At 49.2% G+C, this 17,706-nt stretch carries 14 protein-coding genes and 1 tRNA gene; 2 read left to right on the top strand and 13 right to left on the bottom strand.

Features of this window, described 5'->3' with window-relative positions:
- Positions 1-196: 196 nt before the first annotated feature.
- The 13 genes from EPD17_RS14700 to EPD17_RS14760 all read right to left on the bottom strand — a co-directional run bounded on the left by EPD17_RS14700 (position 197) and on the right by EPD17_RS14760 (position 13,612).
- Positions 197-1,387 (bottom strand): efflux RND transporter periplasmic adaptor subunit, encoded by a 1,191-nt coding sequence (locus tag EPD17_RS14700; RefSeq protein ID WP_132055383.1) that lies wholly within the window; start codon positions 1,385-1,387, stop codon positions 197-199.
- Positions 1,384-2,685 (bottom strand): efflux RND transporter periplasmic adaptor subunit, encoded by a 1,302-nt coding sequence (locus EPD17_RS14705; protein WP_114233585.1) that lies wholly within the window; start codon positions 2,683-2,685, stop codon positions 1,384-1,386. The genes EPD17_RS14700 and EPD17_RS14705 overlap by 4 nt, the downstream gene beginning before the upstream one ends.
- Positions 2,686-2,688: 3 nt before the next feature.
- Positions 2,689-3,975 (bottom strand): TolC family protein, encoded by a 1,287-nt coding sequence (locus tag EPD17_RS14710; RefSeq protein WP_132055384.1) that lies wholly within the window; start codon positions 3,973-3,975, stop codon positions 2,689-2,691.
- Entirely contained in the window at positions 3,968-5,866 is a 1,899-nt protein-coding gene (locus EPD17_RS20340) for an efflux RND transporter permease subunit (RefSeq protein ID WP_114234386.1), read from the bottom strand. The genes EPD17_RS14710 and EPD17_RS20340 overlap by 8 nt, the downstream gene beginning before the upstream one ends.
- 4 nt (positions 5,867-5,870) lie before the next feature.
- Complete coding sequence (locus EPD17_RS20345) at positions 5,871-7,133, bottom strand: efflux RND transporter permease subunit (RefSeq protein WP_132055386.1); 1,263 nt, start codon at positions 7,131-7,133, stop codon at positions 5,871-5,873.
- Between the two features lie 9 nt (positions 7,134-7,142).
- Positions 7,143-7,772, bottom strand: a complete 630-nt coding sequence (locus EPD17_RS14725) for a DUF3347 domain-containing protein (RefSeq protein WP_114233583.1) — start codon at positions 7,770-7,772, stop codon at positions 7,143-7,145.
- A gap of 279 nt (positions 7,773-8,051) precedes the next feature.
- Complete coding sequence (locus EPD17_RS14730; RefSeq protein ID WP_132055389.1) at positions 8,052-8,447, bottom strand: HYC_CC_PP family protein; 396 nt, start codon at positions 8,445-8,447, stop codon at positions 8,052-8,054.
- An 85-nt stretch (positions 8,448-8,532) separates the two neighbouring features.
- Complete coding sequence (locus EPD17_RS14735) at positions 8,533-8,865, bottom strand: four-helix bundle copper-binding protein (RefSeq protein ID WP_114233581.1); 333 nt, start codon at positions 8,863-8,865, stop codon at positions 8,533-8,535.
- 30 nt (positions 8,866-8,895) lie between these two features.
- The gene (locus tag EPD17_RS14740) at positions 8,896-9,504 is read right to left on the bottom strand and encodes a DUF305 domain-containing protein (RefSeq protein ID WP_114233580.1); all 609 of its coding nucleotides are present in this window, start codon (positions 9,502-9,504) and stop codon (positions 8,896-8,898) included.
- Positions 9,505-9,621: 117 nt separating this feature from the next.
- Entirely contained in the window at positions 9,622-10,212 is a 591-nt protein-coding gene (locus tag EPD17_RS14745) for a DUF305 domain-containing protein (RefSeq protein WP_123893258.1), read from the bottom strand.
- Between the two features lie 216 nt (positions 10,213-10,428).
- Positions 10,429-10,635, bottom strand: coding sequence for a heavy-metal-associated domain-containing protein (locus EPD17_RS14750; protein ID WP_114233578.1), 207 nt, complete (start codon positions 10,633-10,635; stop codon positions 10,429-10,431).
- A gap of 21 nt (positions 10,636-10,656) precedes the next feature.
- The gene (locus EPD17_RS14755) at positions 10,657-13,077 is read right to left on the bottom strand and encodes a heavy metal translocating P-type ATPase (protein WP_132055391.1); all 2,421 of its coding nucleotides are present in this window, start codon (positions 13,075-13,077) and stop codon (positions 10,657-10,659) included.
- A 458-nt stretch (positions 13,078-13,535) separates the two neighbouring features.
- Positions 13,536-13,612: transfer RNA gene (locus EPD17_RS14760), tRNA-His, on the bottom strand.
- A 286-nt stretch (positions 13,613-13,898) separates the two neighbouring features.
- Here EPD17_RS14760 and EPD17_RS14765 point away from each other — a divergent pair.
- Together EPD17_RS14765 and EPD17_RS14770 are read left to right on the top strand one after the other, a co-directional pair.
- Positions 13,899-16,535, top strand: coding sequence for an outer membrane beta-barrel protein (locus tag EPD17_RS14765; RefSeq protein WP_132055393.1), 2,637 nt, complete (start codon positions 13,899-13,901; stop codon positions 16,533-16,535).
- Positions 16,536-16,615: 80 nt separating this feature from the next.
- On the top strand, positions 16,616-17,674 hold the full coding sequence (locus EPD17_RS14770; RefSeq protein ID WP_204743172.1) for a Gfo/Idh/MocA family protein: 1,059 nt from the start codon (positions 16,616-16,618) through the stop codon (positions 17,672-17,674).
- The last annotated feature ends 32 nt before the right edge of the window (positions 17,675-17,706 follow it).

Consider the following 17,706-nt stretch of genomic DNA (forward strand, 5'->3'; position numbering starts at 1 on the left):
GCGATATAAAACATAAGAAAACCGCCGGCAAATTTTCAATACAAATGTATGCTAAAAGCCGACACAAACACCTGAATTTTAAATAATTATATAAGTTATTTTATCTGCAATCAGTAGGTCAGCAGATCAGTAAGTCAGTAACAAACAGCAGCCGAATCAATTACATATCGCCCCGCTGTTTTCTGGCTTATTGATTTCAATGATTGTGTCCCACCATTGGATCAGCCCCACGTTTGAATACAAATTCACTTTGCAATAAATACACGCCGCTTACCACGACAATATCGCCCGCCTTCAACCCTGAATTTATTTCTATCAGCCCCCCACTTTCCAGCCCTGTGGTCACCATCCGGCTTTGAAACATGTTCTTACCGCTTTGCACCCACACTGTTGCACCACCTTGCTGCCTGATAACAGCATCGGTAGGAAGTGTGAGTGAATTGCGGCTGGCAGTTTGCACCCGCACCAAGGCCGACATGCCAGGACGAAGTTGGCCGCCCGGGTTAGGAATAACCACCCGCAGCAGGTTGATGCGTGTGTCCGGCGATACTTCGGGGTTGGAAAATTCGACCCGGCCTTTGATGCCTGAAGACAAGCCTGGCACCATTACGGTAGCCGCGGCACCGGTGCGAACACCGCTCATTTGCGAAGTATATACCTGCGCTTCCGCCCATAGGGTGGAAAGGTTGGCCAACTCTATGATGCTGCCACCTTCGCCCACATAGCCTCCCTCCGTTACGTTGAGGGTGGTAATATATCCGCTTTCGGGGCTGTAAAAGGTTGTGGTAAATGGTGCCTGTTTCATTCCGGCCAGGGCATTGATCTGGCTTTCACTCATGCCCCACAGTTGGAGCTTGTTGCGAGCACTGCCAATCAGTTCATCGAAGTCGATGAGGCTTTGGCCGGCAAACTGCTGCCGCCGCTGCAATGCTGCAATGTATTCCTGTTTAACAGTATTGAGCTGCTCGCTGTACAATTCATACAATGGTGCCCCTTTTTTAATGTAGTCGCCAGTCGTTTTCACATACAGCTTTTCGATGCGGCCTGTTACCCGTGCACTTACTGATGCTGTTTGTGCCGCGTTCTGTGCCAGTATACCCGTCAACTCCAATTCGGATCCGATGTTTCCCTGCCCTATGGTATCCACCTCTATGTTGCCGAGTTGAATTTGCTGATCGCTCAGTTCAAGATCGTCGGTGTTTTTTACTGCACTCTTTTTCACCGGTGTAAGCGTCATGCCGCAAATGGGGCATTTGCCCGGCTTGTCCGACAGTACTTGCGGGTCCATCGAACAGGTGTAGATGACATCCGAATCCTTTACCACTTTGCCGTTGCTGCAGGCAAAGAGGAAAAAGGAAAACAATAGGGCTATGATCATGTTCTTCATGGTTCCTGCACTTTAATGAATGCCTCGTTGTCGACTAAGTACTGCGCATTTGCCGCAACGCTGTCGGTGGGCTGCAGTCCGCCGGTAATTTGCACCAACCGGTTAAGCTCCAAACCAGTCAGTACTTTATGGGCTTTAAACCCACTACCCTCCCGCAGAAAAACAATGCGATCACGGCCAAGTGAAAGCAACGCTTCCTTAGGTAGCCAGGTTGATTTTTTCGGCTGCCCAAAAATGGTTGCGGTAACACGGCTGCCCACTGGCAATTTAAGAGCGGCATTGTTGAAAAAAACCCTCGCGTTGAGCGTTTTGCTTCCTGCCCTGAAAATGGGCTCGATATAATCTACCTGCGCCCTGAAGTTTTGCTGCGGTGCGGTTTCCGGCACCACCCGCACCGGGTCACCTGGTTTGATTAAATTTTGTTGTTCCGGATAAATATCCAATAGTACCCAGGCCCGCGCAGCATTGTACACCGACAGCACAGCCTGCCCGCTTTGTACATACGAACCTTCCTGAAGTTGTAACGTGCCGCTGTTTGCGCCACCCGTCACTGGAGCTGATTGCATGGCATCGCCACCGGCGCCCATACCACCTGGGCCTGAATTTGACACACCCAGAGCTGGCGCACCAAGATCGGTTACAAAACCACTATACTGACTATACACGGTAACAGCATATTTCGGTTTTCGGGTGCGCATCAACGTTACAACCTGGCTGTTGGTCATACCCAGAAGCAGCAACCGGTCTTTTGCGGCATTGATCAGCGATTGGTTTGCCGGATCATTTCGCAGTACAAACAGTAAATTTTGCTGCGCCGTCATTAGCTCGGGGCTGTAAATATCCATAACGGCCTGGCCCTTTTTTACCGGTTGGTATTTATACCGGATGTACAGCCGCTCTATTCGGCCCCCTACCCTCGAAGAAATGGCGCCAGCCTGCCGCGTATCGTATGCTATGGTGCCCACCACGTCAAGTTCCAGATCTTCTTCGCGTTGCTGCAAAGCCGTTACAGGCACCGAAGAAACTACAAAAGCATCTGCGGGCCGGAGCAGGGTTTCCAACCCAACATTGGCTAACCTTTTTGCATCAGTTTCCTTTTTGACCAAGTCCATACCACATACAGGGCAGGAACCAGGTGCATTCCGAACGATCTCGGGGTGCATCGGGCATGTATACACTTCGGCCGCTGCCTGGTGCTCATGCCCGTCGGCATTCACCTTTTTGCCATCATTGCAGGCAACCAGCAGGGCCAAGTAAGCAAAAAGCCAAATCGATATTAAAAAAAATACTCTTTTCATTTTTTATCTGATTTCAAGTAAGCGCTCCAACTCCACCTGTAGGTTGAGCAACTGCTGCAACTGGTCCAGGTACTCCACCTGTGTCATGTTCAGGGTTTCCCATGCATCGAACAACATGAACAGTTCCTGTGTGTTTTGCTGGTAAGCCAACAGGTTTGTTTTATAATTGTTCCGCAGCGCAGGAATAATATTGTTTTCGTACAAGCGCACCTGCCTGCGCTTGGCATCTATTTCCGCCCGCATGCCGGTTGCCATGCCTCTTGCTTCGTTGATGATCATCTGGCGCTGGCTGGTTAGTGCTTCACTGCGCCACCGGTAGCTTTCAATATTTGCCTTGGTCATGCGTGATGCCCAAGGCACCATTGGTAAACGCACCATTCCCATTAGTGTAAACTGTTGCGGCTGGCGGCCGAACCCGTACATGTGCTCGAAGCGAACGCCAAATTGTGGCTTCAGGTCCAACCTTGCGGATTCCATGCGCAGCCGGTTCGTCAGGTCCTCCAGTTCAAGGGCCTTCAACTCGCTTCGGTTTCGAACGAAAAGGGCGCTATCGAACACCAAGGCACTGTAGTCCTTGAACCTGATCGCAGTGTCAATGGTAAAGTCGATTTCAGTGTTGCGGTTCATCAGGGTGTTTAGGGTAATGCGGCGCTGCCGGCTTTCGTTTTCATACATTACCCGCATTTGCTGCACATTGCCCAGTGCTGCTTTGGCCTTGTAATAGGCGGTCAGTTGATCCAGGCCATTACGGTAGCGGATTTCTGCGTCCTTAACCATAAAGTCCAGCACCTTTTCGTTTTCGTCCAGTACCGTTTTCTTTTTTTCTATGATGAGCCACTCGCTATACGCCTTCTTTGCCTGGGCATAAAGGTCGTTCAGTGCCGCTTTGCGTTGCTCCCTTGCTGCCCCCGACATACTTTGCATGTAGGCACTTTCCGCATTTAGCTTGCGCCTGTTGGGAATCATCTGTTGCAGCGACACCATAAAACTTCCCATACCCTCGTCCATCCCTCCTGGCATTGCTTTCCAGCGCTGCACATTGTAGGGCGTCATAAAAAACCCGGTGCCCACTTCGGGTGGCATCCAACTCCGGGCTCCCTGCGCAGCCGCGTCCATGGAACGTATGTCGGCATCGTACATGCGGCCCACAGGGTTTTTCCGTTCAATGCTGTCCAGTATGCTGCCCACACCAATTGCAGGTTGGCCCTGCGAACTTCCTACTTTTAAAAGCAGGAAAGCTGCGAGTAAAAACCAACTGCCGCTCGGAACGTTTTGTAGTAGCTTAATCATTTGCCATTTCATTTATGCGGAGTTGCCCCCGTTTTTTCAATTCATTTTCCCGCACCATCGAGTACATTACCGGCAGCACGATGAGCACAAATAGCGTGGAGGTAATAAGCCCAAAAACGAATGGTATGGTAATGGGCTTCATCACATCGGAACCGGGCCCGGTTGCCAGCAGTACGGGCATTAGGCCGAGAATATCCACAATCACCGTCATCAGCTTTGGACGCAAGCGCAGCACGGCACCGTCGTATACCGCATCTTCCACCACCTGCTTGTTGATGGGTGCACCCTCGGCCCTTGCCCGCTCCACTTTATTGAACAGGGAATTATTCAGGTACACCAGCATCAGCACGCCTGTTTCCACGGCAATGCCAAACAGTGCGATAAAACCTACCGCTACTGCAACGGAGAAATTGACCTCGAAGAAATAAAGGGAGTAGGCGCCACCCACAAGCGCCACCGGTATAGCAGAAAGCACAATGGCCACCTCACGCAAGTTTCGGAACGTGAAATAAAGTATGATAACGATGATGAGGAGCACAATAGGCATGATGAACATCAACCGCTTTTCTGCCCTTATCTGGTTCTCGTACTGACCACTCCAGTCCAGGTAATATCCCTTGGGAAGGCTGCTGACCGCCGCTTGCAGCTTGCGGCGGGCCTCGTCTACCGTGCTTCCCAAATCGCGGTCACGGACGTTAAACAGCAGTGTGCCGCGCAACATTGCATTTTCCGAGGTGATCATGGGCGGTCCTTCCGCAACCTCCACATCAGCCAGCGCACCCAGCGGAATTGGCCCGCTGTTCATAGTGATGATCGGCAGTTGCTTTAGCTTGTCCACCGTATTGCGAAACTCCTGCCCCATACGCACCGCTATACTAAAGCGCCTCCTGCCTTCTACGGTTTGCACAATGCCCGCACCGCCCAAGGCAGTTTCTATAAACATATTTACGTCGTCTACCGAAAGACCGTAACGCCCTAATTCTTCCCTGCGGATGTTAACGTCGATGTACTTGCCACCGGTTATCGGCTCCACATAAAGATCTGCCACACCCTCTGTGCCCTGTAATGCACTTTTAAACTGCTGCGCCAGCCGGTTAATGGTATCCAGGCTTTGCCCGTAGATCTTGATGCCCACATCGGTGCGAATGCCGGTAGAAAGCATGTTGATCCGGTTGATGATGGGTTGCGTCCAGCCATTGATCACACCCGGTATCTGGAGTTTGCTATTGAGCTCGTCGATAATATCATTTTTGGTGATTCCTTCGCGCCACTCGCTTTGCGGCTTCAACAACACAATGGTTTCAATCATGCTTATGGGCGCATTGTCGGTGGCAGTGCTGGCCCGTCCTGCTTTGCCCAATACATTCTGTACTTCGGGCACGGTAAGCATTAGCTTATCCTGCACTTGCATGATGCGTTTGATCTCGGAGTTGGACACATCGGGCATTGTTACCGGCATAAAGAGCAGCGACCCTTCATCCAGCGATGGCATAAATTCCCTGCCCAGCCGCATTACCAACGGTATACTCAATAACACAAGGAGTAGCGATGCCAGTATCGTAGTTTTTTTCCAGCGCAAACAAAACCGCAGGATAGGTGCATACAGGAAAATGAAAAACCTGGATACAGGGTGCTTGCTCTCCGGCCGCACCTTGCCTTTGAGCAACATTACCATCAACACGGGCACCACAATCACAGCAACGATTGCAGACCCGATCATGGCGAAAGTTTTGGTCCAAACAAGTGGTGCGAAGAGCTTTTTCTCCTGGCCTTCGAGGAAAAGGATGGGGCTAAAGGACACCAGGGTAATGAGGATAGCACTCACCACCGCTTTCGCCACCAGTTTGGACGACGCCGCTATTTTTTGTTCTCGTTCTTCTTTGGTAAGCATAGCTTTAATCGGTTTCGCCACTTAATGTTTTCATTGCGTTTTCCACCATTACAATTCCTGCATCAACCAGGTCGCCCACGGCAAGTGCAACTCCTGCAAGCGACATAATGTTGGAGGTTATGCCAAACCATTTCATCATAATGAATGCAATGAGCACCGAAAGAGGTATGGTAATAACAACCACCAACGCACTGCGGATATGGAGCAGAAAAATGAACAGCACAATGGAAACGATGATAATTTCTTCGATCACGGCGTCTTTGAGGGTACCAATGGTGGCCTCAATAAGGTCGGAACGGTCGTATGCTACCTTAAACTTAACACCTGCAGGCAGCCCCTGTTCTACATCAGCCAGCTTTAGTTTTACCCGGTCAATTACTTCTTTGGCATTTTCACCATAACGCATCACCACGATACCTCCTACCTTTTCGCCCTGGCCGTTTTCTTCAACAATGCCCAGTCGTAGTTCGCCGCCCATTTGTACCGATCCAATATCCCGGATACGTACTGGTACTCCATTGAGGGTTGCCACCGATACGTTTTCGATTTCCTGCAGGTCTTTGATAAAACCCAATCCGCGGATTATGTAACCAATACCCGACTGCTCAAACTTGCTGCCGCCAACATCGTTGTTATTGGCCTTGATTTTATTGACAACGTCCATCAACGGTATGTTGTAATACTGCAGTTTTAGGGGGTCAACAATCACCTGATACTGTTTTTGAAACCCGCCAAAGGAAGCCACCTCACTCACACCTTCAACGGTTTGCAGGGCAAAGCGAACGTACCAGTCCTGCAGGGCCCTCAGCTCACCCAGATCCACACCGGGAGCATCAAGGGTGTACCAGTAAACGTGTCCCAGACCTGTACCATCGGGGCCTAACGTTGGTGTTACGCCGTCCGGCAACAAGCGCTGTGCATAATTGAGTCGCTCCAGCACCCGGGTGCGGGCCCAGTATATGTCGGTATCGTCGTCGAAAATGACAAAAATGAAACTCATACCGAACATGCTGTTGGCCCTGATGTTCTTTACCCGCGCAATTCCTTGTAGGTTACTTACCAGTGGATAAGTCACCTGATCCTCGATGATCTGCGGGCCACGCCCCATCCATTCAGTAAAGATGATGACCTGGTTTTCTGAAAGGTCCGGAATGGCATCTACCGGCGTTGTCTTTACGGAGTAGATACCGTAAATGGTGATAGCTGCCGCAACCAGCAGAACGATCCACCGGTTGCGCAATGCAGCATCAATTATCCTGTTGATCATGGCAACGGGTTATTTATGAATGACTTCTTCAACAGTGCCGCACTCCAGCATTTGGGCGCCGAAGTAAGGATTGTTGATTTCCTTGGCCTCACTAAGCCACATAGCACCTTCGTTGTTTTTGGCCATCGGGCAATGAGCGTGGTAGAGTGTGCGGCCGCCACCGAAGGCCTTAGCCAGCGCATACACATGTTCGCTCAACGTTACAAAGTGTTGGCGCTGCTGCGCAATAGCGCCACTGCTTTTGGCAATTTGGCCAGCATGCTCTTTAATGCCATCGGCCACCCCGTCGTACGCCCCTTTTTGCTCGGGGGTGAACAGCGATTTGTCAACTTTTTGCAGCGATGCACTCATTGCTTCGGCACCCTTGCCTGCTTCTGCCGCGTCATCATTGGCCAGTGCGTTTTTTACATGCAGGTAATGATCCACACTTTCTTTCAACGCCGCTGAAATATTGGCATCCACTTGCGGGTAGGTTATCGCAATGGCTTTGGCTGGCGTAGCATCAGCTTCAGCTGCTGGCTTTTCAGTGGTGGCTGCTGCCGTGGTGTCGTGACCTTCGTGGGTTGCACCGCCTTTGTTACTGTCACATGCTGTAAGGGTCAAAACTGATGCTGTGACAAAGAGGAGTCGTAGTTTCATTTTATTATTGTTTGGGTTTAAAAATGTGTGTCAGGCTGGCCAGGCTCTTTTTGCACCAAGAGCCATTTACCCCGCATGTTCGCAAAAAGTTCCGGATGCACATATCTGTGATAACCGGTTGCTGATGCCCTGAATTTTTCTTTTGTTATGGTAAATAAGCGTTGTTCCGCACCCGGTCAGTGGAGGGTCGGGCTCCAGGAAACATCTGGGTATTGATGTCCGATACAAAACGCCTATAGCCCGGCAATGCTTTGCCCGGCTTCAGTCAGAGAAGTTATATCAAATTCGGAAGACGCAATTACGGACGTAGATGTCCGTACTACCAAAAAGAGGTGGTGCGTGACTAATAGGGAAGCGCTCAGCAAGTGGTTGAGAATGCTCAGTAGCATCATTTGGCAAGGGCAAGGCAGCAACAGAAAGGAGTTTAAAGTTGAAAAGTTGCTGGGCCTCTGTCTTTTGGTCCTTATCCAGTTGTACGAACTTCTGTTCGTCCTTGCAACAGCCTTTGTCCTTGTTCGCCCCTTTTTCCATACCGCATTTGCCGCAGGTTTTGGCAGGCTTATGTTTCAGGCTGGCATGAACAAGTTCGCCCATGCAGTAGTGCAAATGCATGGTGGCCCCCGACGCAAAAGCGAGGTAAAAAAGAGCCACTACAAATACAATAAACTTGCGCATGGATGATTACAAATCTATACAAATTTATTTTCCCTTGTACCCTGCTGCCGTTATCCAGGGCACAAGGGAAATGTCTAACTCATCATTAGGCAGCCATTCGGCGGCACTCTTCCGCACAACGGCGACAGGCTTCTGCACACTCCTTGCAATGGGCATGTTGGTGCTTTCCGCACTCTTCTCCACAAGCCTCACAAATTTCGGCGCACACAAGACAAAGCTGTTTTGCGGTGGTCCCATTCATGCTCATCACTTGGGCTGCGGCATAACAGATAGCCGCACACTCCATATCTAATTGAATACAGCGAGCCATCATCTTTACATCGTCCTCCTGCAAACAGGCTGAAGCACAATGATTACAGGTAGAGGCGCATCGCAAACATGCGTCAATACAGGCTTGGTACATTTGATTGTGTGCCATAATTATCGGTTTATGGGTTATGAAGATATTTTACCTCCTGTTGGCCTTTAGCCAGTTAGATAGTTCTTGAATTTCCTTTTGTTGTGCATCAATAATTTCCAGGGCCAACGCTCGAAGCTCCATATGGTTACCATAACGCAGATAGGCTTCCGCATTTTCAATGGCAGCATTGTGGTGTTGGATCATAAGCGTGGCGAAATCATTATCAATGTCACCAGTCAAAAGCTGAACATCAGAAATGGCATCCATTTTCATCATGTGCTCCATTTGCTCCATTGAAAAAGCCGGAACGCTATTGTCAGGACTTATTCCAGCAAGAATGTCATTGAACTCCTGAATTTCCTTTTGCTGTTCGGCTATAATCTTTTGTGCGGTCCTTTTCAGGGAATCGTTACTTCCTTCCTGAAGCTGTAGATTAGCCATATTAATGGCCCCCTTGTGGTGCATGATCATCATCCGGCTGAAGTCAATTTCTGGATCATTCGCGGGCGTCATTGCCGACATACTGTCCATCATTTGGTGCATCAATTGCATCATTCGGTTACTGTCATGTGGTTGCAATTCAAGGTCATCTTCTTTTTCACATGCAGTAAAGAAAACAATGGCAAAGCCCACGAAAGCCAACAGGGTATTTTTCATTTATGGTGAGTTTAAGGGTGAACACATTTTTGTTTATTGGCTTCACTTATGGTATGATAACCAAGCCTGCAATTCGTTGACCTCTTTTGGTTGTGTAGCGATAATATTCCGGGCAATTCATTTAAGTTCTGCATTCTTAGCTTCTTTCATATAAGCCTCGGCCATCTTTACGGCATCCTGATGATGGGGAATCATCATGCTGGCAAACATGGCGTCCAGGGTGCCGCCTTCCATTTTCATCTGGCTCATTTCCGTCATCATGCCCACAACGCCTTTCCCATAATCAGATCTTCCGGATGGCAGATGATTTTGAAGGAAAGCATCAAACTGGCTTATTTCTCTTTGCTGGTCATCGATCATTTTTTGCGCCATTGCTTTCATTTGGGCATCTGCACCGTTGGACACTTCAATTTTTGCCATGTCCACCGCACTTTGGTGGTGGCGCTTCATCATCATGGTAAAGTCGTGGTCGGCGTCGCCGGTGGATTGCATTTTTTTCATTTGCTGCATGGCGTCATTCATCACTTGGTGCAGGTCCATCATGGCATTGCCGCCCGCCGTTGCGGTTGTTGAAGTATCGGCCGTAGCGGCGGCACTATTGGTATGGCCGCTGTGGCCGGCCGTGTCAGCATTATTGGTATCCGTGCTGGAATTGCTGGCACAGGCTGCAAGAAGCACCGCAAGGGAAATAACCCACATTTTGTTCATGATCAATGTTTTATAATTAATTTTCTGATAAGCAGGCCAGTTTGTGGTTGCAGTATTTTGCGAAGCAATTAGATACTGCTGCGGCAATTCTGCCAGATGATACGTTTTGGGCTTTGCCAATAGTTACAATTGGGGTTGTTGCAAAGCCTGTATAGCCCGGGATCACTTGTGTTAACAAAACGTAGGCCACGATCCCGGGCTATCGAATGGTACAGTTTACAACTGCTCGGCTTTGAAACCTGCTTTTTCAACAGCGGATTTTACCTCCGAAGCCGGCAATGGGGTTTCAACAGTCAAAACCTTTTGGGGGTTTACGGTGTCCACATTCCACTTAACGATCTCAGTCAGTTTTTCCAAATGAGGCGTAACAGCGGCAATACAACCGCCGCAATTGATGTTTGTTTTGAATTGATAGGTATTCATGTTTTATTGTTTTTAGATTGTTTATAAACGTTGCCATTTCAGCCGCAGGCTGTTGGCCACCACACTTACACTACTTAGCGCCATGGCGGCTCCTGCAATCATGGGGTTCAGTAGAAAACCAGTAAACGGATAAAGCAAACCGGCCGCAATGGGAATGCCAATAAGGTTGTATATAAAAGCCCAAAACAGGTTTTGGCGAATGGTGCGTACTGTTTGCCTCGACAACCGAAGCGCCTGCGGAATGCGGGCCAAGTCGGAGGTCATCAGCGTCATCTTGGCTACATCCATCGCTATATCGCTGCCTTGTGCCATAGCTATGCTCACATCGGCCTGCGCCAGGGCCTGGCTGTCGTTGATGCCATCGCCCACCATGCCCACAGTTTTGCCCTGCTGTTGCAACGTTTTTACAAAAGTGGCCTTATCCTGCGGCATGGCCTCCGCCTTGTAATGGGCAATGCCTACCTGCTGCGCCACCGCGGCTGCAGTTTGTTCGTTATCGCCGGTAAACATAAATACCTCGATCCCTAACTTTTGTAATTCCTCGATGGCTGATTTTGAAGATGGTTTAATTTGATCGGCAATGGCAATGGCTGCAAGTACCTCACCCCCGCCGGCAAAAAACACAACGGTGTTGGCCTTTTCCCGTTGTTCCGTGGTCCATTCAGTGATAACATCTGGTAACTCAATACTATGATCGGCCAGCAATTGCCTGGTACCCGCCATATAAGTTTGCCCATCGTATTGTGCAGTGATGCCTTTACCGGTTACCGATTCAATATTTTTCAGTGCAACCGGCACTGCTACAGCTTTAAGATGAGCCGTAACAGCATCGGCAAGCGGGTGCTCGGAAGCTGACTCCAGGCTAAAAAGAATGCTGGTAAACAGCGGCTCTTTTACCAACCACATTGCATCGGTAACAGTGGGCTTTCCTTCGGTGATGGTGCCAGTTTTGTCGAGCACTAATGTGTCGATTTTGTGTGCCAGTTCCAGGCTCTCCGCGTCTTTGATCAGGATGCCGTGTTCGGCGCCTTTTCCCACACCCACCATGATGGCCGTAGGTGTGGCCAAGCCCAGCGCACAAGGGCAAGCAATTACCAGCACCGTTACCAGGGCAAGCAGGCCCTGTGTCAGTCCGTTTTCGCCGCCGAGCACCATCCATGCAGCAAACGCCAGCAATGCAATGCCAATGACCACAGGCACAAACACGCCTGCAATTTTATCCACCAGTTTCTGCACTGGCGCTTTGGAGCCCTGTGCCTCCTGCACCATTTTAATAATGTGTGCCAGCAGGGTTTCGCTGCCCACTTTTTGGGCCCTGAATTGAAAAGTGCCTTTCTGGTTAATGGTTCCTGCAAACACTTTAGAGTCGGCTTGTTTTATCACCGGTACCGGCTCACCACTGATCATGCTTTCATCCACGTACGATTCGCCGGTGACAACCGCGCCATCCACCGGAATTTTTTCGCCGGGTTTTACCAGCAGTAAATTACCAACCTGCACTTGTTCGATTGGAAGCTCCGCTTGGTGGCCGCCTTCGTGAATAACGGTAACGGTATTGGGTTGCAGCCCAATCAATTTTTTAATGGCGGAAGAAGTGGAGGCTTTAGCCCGCTCTTCCAGCAATTTGCCCAATAGAATAAAAGCAATGACCACTGCAGCTGCTTCAAAATACACATGGGCATGCAGGCCGCGCTGGTGCCAGAACTGCGGGTACAAGGTATTGAACACGGAGAACAGGTAGGCAATGCCGGTGCTCAGCGCCACCAGCGTGTCCATGTTAGCAGAACGGTGCTTTGCCTGCTTCCATGCATTTACAAAAAACTGGCTGCCAAACACCAGTACTACCGGCGTAGCCAAAGCCCACATGATGAAATTGGCGTAACGCATATCCATAAAGAACATACCGATGACCACCAGCGGAACGGACAAACCAACCGACCAGAGCGTCTTTATTTTCAACCTGCGCAACTTTTCTTTATGGAGGTCGTCAAGAGCCTCTTTGGCTTCTTTTGAATCCTCTATCACCAAGTCGTAGCCTATGGATTGAACGCTTGCTTTGAGTTGTGCGGGTGTAACAACCGTGGGTACATACTCGACCTGAAGTGAGCTGTTGGCAAAGTTGACACCTGCCGCTACCACACCAAGTTGCGCCTTTACAATACTTTCGGCACTGGCGGCGCAGGAAGCACAGCTCATACCGGTTACGGGGAAAGAATTTTTAATTGTTTCTACGTCATAGCCCAGGTTGCGAACGGCATGAACCACTTGTGAAATCACTTCTTGGTCGTCCGTTTCGATAACGGCCTTATGATTATTCAGTTCCACTTTATGGGCTTTTACGCCCGGCACTTTTGCAATGCCCTTGTCTACAATTAGTGCACAGTGCTCGCTTTCTACGCCGCTCAACGGCAGTTCTATTATATGTTGGTTGTCGGCACTCATTATTTGCTTTTTTAATACCACAAAGGTCCCAAATGATAGTGCAGTAGTTGTTACATAATTCCTGAAATGATGTACAAGGTTTTTCGATACACTAATTAAAGCTTCGAAGTAGGTAATGCATGTAGTAGACGCAAATGATAGCTTAAGTACCTGCGGAGAGCTTTTAGGCGATGACCACCGGGCGTAGAGTAAATACTTGTGCTTCAAGCAAAACTGAAGTAAGAGCTAATTCAGGAAGTCAGGAAGAAACGGACAGAATTGTGCTGTTAGGCAACGGTTGGAGCGTCGGTAAACGCGTCACCTGGACTCATTTCAGGCGCTTTTCAGACACAACAGAAAATAATTGTATTTTTACCCCACACCGACGCAAAGAGGTTTTATTTAGTTGAAAACCCAATACAGGAGCCCATTTCAGCCCTCACCCCCAACAAAAAGCCCCGCATTGCTGCAGGGCCTCTTGGGGTGAATGACGGGGGTCGAACCCGCGACCTTCGGAACCACAATCCGACGCTCTAACCAACTGAGCTACAATCACCGTTTTTGTTGGGAGGCAAAACTAAGGAAAACAGGAAACAATCAATGCATTTTTCTGAAAAAAATCTTGACCCAGCCACCCGGGCGTCAGAAATATTTTGACAGCGCTACACTAAAAAATCCTCATATAAAATAATACCGGTTCGTTGCGTTCGGCAGGCCCCATGTTAATTATGGTTAACCCTGCCAACCCTCTAGCCGATTGGATTGTAACTTGCAAGCGTCTTTTCAGGCACGCATTGAAGAAAACCCCAAGATGTGCGCCCCGCGCATATAAAAACAAATTTATGAGACACTTGTTTGTGCTGTTGGCACTGCTGTTCGCTACCCATTTTTCCTTTGCACAAAACCCACAGGGTGCACGACGGGGAGGCGGCTCACAAATGGCCGGCCGCTTTTATGGCAAAGTGGTAGATGCCAATAACAAACCAGTGGACGCAGCGTCGGTAACATTGGTGCAGGACCGCATGGACTCGGCAACACGCCAACGAAAAGAAACCGTAGTAAACGGCATGCTTACCCGAGCCAACGGCGAGTTTAGCATGGACAATGTGCCTGCAATGGGTCGCTATAAACTCCGCATCACCGGTATTGGTTTCAAACCCTTTGAGCAAAATGTAGCCTTCGATTTGCCCAGCGGTCCGGGTGCCGCAGCCGGTTCTGTTTCGGTGGCGGAACTGCTCGATAAAGACCTTGGCAACCTGAAATTGGAAATCGATGATAAACTGTTGCAGAATGTAACGGTGACGGCTGACCGACCAATGTTGCAAATGGGCATTGACCGTAAAATATTTAATGTAGACCGCAACCTTACTTCGGCTGGTGGTACCGCTGTTGATGTAATGCGCAATGTACCATCCATCAATGTAGATGTAGACGGCAACGTAACGCTGCGCAACCAAAGCCCGCAGATTTTTGTGGATGGCCGTCCTACCAACCTCACACTGGAACAAATTCCGGCCGATGCTATTGAAAGCGTTGAAATCATCTCCAACCCTTCCGCAAAGTTTGATGCATCCGGTGGTGGCGGCGGTATCCTGAACGTTGTTTTGAAAAAAAATAAACGCGTTGGCTACAGCGGCAACCTGCGCACCAACGTGGATTCACGCGGCCGCATTGGCGCCGGTGTAGATATCAATGTGCGTCAAAACAAGATCAACTTTTTTGCTGCGGCAAACTACAACCAACGCAAAACCATTTCTACAGGCAGCCAGTTTAGGAACACCACTACCGACCAGATTGAAAACAGCCTGACGCAAACCGATCGCAACGTATCAGAAGGTAATTTCAGGTTTTTGCGGGCGGGTTTCGATTACTTCATCAACAACCGCAACACCATTACCATTACCGGCAACACGGTGCGCAGCCAGTTTGAACCAGAAAACCGCAGCTTTATTTATATCGACCAGCAAAAGCCATTTTTGTCCAACTCCTACAACGAACGTTTTGCACAAACGGTTGGACGAAACCGCAACATGGGTGGACAGATCTCGTATAAATACAATTTTCCTAAAGCAGGAAAAGAGCTGACCAGCGATCTTACCTACAACCGCAGCCGCAGCAACAACGACAACAATGTTTTTTCAAATGTGTACAACGCACCGGGCAGCCCGCTGCGCAATTATCAAAACCAATTGCAATTGGGTGCTGGTAAAAATGAAAACCTGATTTACCAACTCGATTTTATCAATCCGCTGAGCGACAAATCGAAAATGGAGATGGGATTTCGCTCTAGCCTGCGTAAGGTGGCCAGCCAAAACAATTTCTTCCTCGACTCAACCGATGGCGTATACAAATTTGAACCGGCCCGTTCGGTAGAATTCAACAGCCGCGACCAGGTGCATGCTGCCTATGTAACGTATAGCCAGCAGCTGAAAAACTTCAACTACCAGTTGGGACTTCGTGCTGAGAGTTCATTCTACACCGGCGAGTTGCCCACGCGGAAGCAAAACTTTGATATTGAGTTTCCCCTCAGCTTTTTCCCAAGTGTATTTTTAAGCCAGCGCCTGAGCGAAGACCAGGATTTGCAACTGAATTATTCGCGCCGCATCAACCGGCCCAATTTCTGGCAATTGTTTCCTTTTGTTGATTATACCGATACACTCAACCTGAGCCGCGGTAACCCGGGACTGAAGCCAGAGTTTACCAACTCGATCGAGGTTTCTTATTCCAAGCAATTCAAAAACCGCAGCTCGTTTTTAGCGTCGGTATATTTCCGCAACACCAATAATGTAATCAGCCGTTTCCAGGTGCCGGAAGATGATACGGTGGTAAAACGCCAGGTGTTTATTAACACATATATCAACGCCAACCGCAGCTACATCACCGGCATGGAACTTACCGGCCGTACGCCTCTGGCAAAATGGTGGGACGTTAACGCAAACCTGAACCTGTTTGTTTCGCAAATTCAAATCGACATCCCGGGACAAACCCAGCAGGATCCGTTGTTCTCTTATTTTGCAAAAGTGAACAACACGTTCCGCCTGCCTAAAAACCTGTCGCTGCAACTTTCTGCCGATTACCAGTCACGCACCATTTTGCCTGCAGGCGGTGGTGGTGGCGGCCGAGGCGGTGGCGGCGGCGGTGGATTTGGTGGCGGTTTCGGCGGCGGGTTTGGTTCGCAAACAACCGCGCAGGGATACATCAAACCAAACTTTGGTGTGGATGCTGCACTGCGACTGGAGTTCCTGAAAAACCGCACGGCGTCGGTATCACTCAACATCCAGGACATTTTCCGCACCAGGCTGTATCGTTCGGTTTCCGAGTCGCCGTTTTTCTATCAGGAAGTGGAGCGCCGCCGCGACCCGCAGATCATGCGCCTGAACTTCAACTGGCGTTTTGGCAAATTCGATCCGACCCTGCTCAAGCGTAAAAACACACGCAGCGAACGTGAAGGCATGGGCGACGAAGGATTCAGACCTTAATGTTTTATCACACATAAAAGAAGCGGCGCACAAAATGTTTGTGCGCCGCTTCTTTATCGGTATATCCAACAGCAATTGCGTTGGCAAAAACTACTGCACCGCTGCAAAACCTTAACTTCGCCGGCGCTATGTTTCATTTTGCAATAATAGGATGCGGCCGTATTGCCTGGCGCCATGCCGAGCAAATTGCACGGGTGGGTAAACTGGTGGCGGTTTGCGATGTGGTGGGCGAGAAAGCGGAAGCACTTGCTACCGATTTCGGCGCTAAAGCTTATACATCTATTGATGATTTATTGCAATCGGAAAAAGAAGTACAGGTAGTGGCTGTATGCACGCCCAACGGCTTGCATGCCGAGCACACCATTAAATCGCTGCAAGGCGGCAGGCATGTACTTTGCGAAAAGCCAATGTGCCTTACAAAAGAAGCTGCCTACTCGATGCGGGATACGGCGCATTTTTTTCGGAGGCAGTTGTTTATTGTAAAATCGGCACGATTCAATCCTTTACTGCAAACGCTGAAATCGTGGATTGATGCAGGAAAACTGGGCAGGCTGTATAGTTTTCAATTGAATTGTTTCTGGCACCGACCCGACTCCTATTTTACCGACTGGCATGGTACCAAAGACCTCGACGGCGGACCGCTATATACGCAGTTTAGTCATTACATTGATGCGATGCTTTGGTTGTTTGGAACAATAAATGAAGCAAAAGGATTTAGCGCAAATGCAGCACACCATGATAAAATTGAGTTTGAGGATACTGGAGTCGCCACGATGCATTTTGATAGTGGATTATTAGGTTCATTGAGCTGGTCGTTGAATGCGTTCAAAAAGAATAATGAAATTGCATTGACACTAATCGCGGAAAAAGGAACGATTGTAATTGGCGGTGAGTATTTGAACCAGGTGAATTATTGCCAGCTTGCCGAAGACCTGCACTGGCTCGATGTTGCCACTTTGCCAAACAATTACCCAGACTACAAAGGCTCGATGAGCCACCATGCCGAAGTGTACGACCAATTGATCATTGCGTTGCAGCATGCAAAACACCAGCTTACCAATCCAACCGATGGATTGGAAACTGTTATGGCTATCGAAAAAATTTACAACTCCATTGTTCCAATTTCCACCAATAATTGAAAAGGATATTTCTCACTGTTACCAATGATCTG

It is taken from the genome of Pseudocnuella soli (assembly GCF_004347775.1).
GTDB lineage: Bacteria > Bacteroidota > Bacteroidia > Chitinophagales > Chitinophagaceae > Flavisolibacter > Flavisolibacter aquaticus.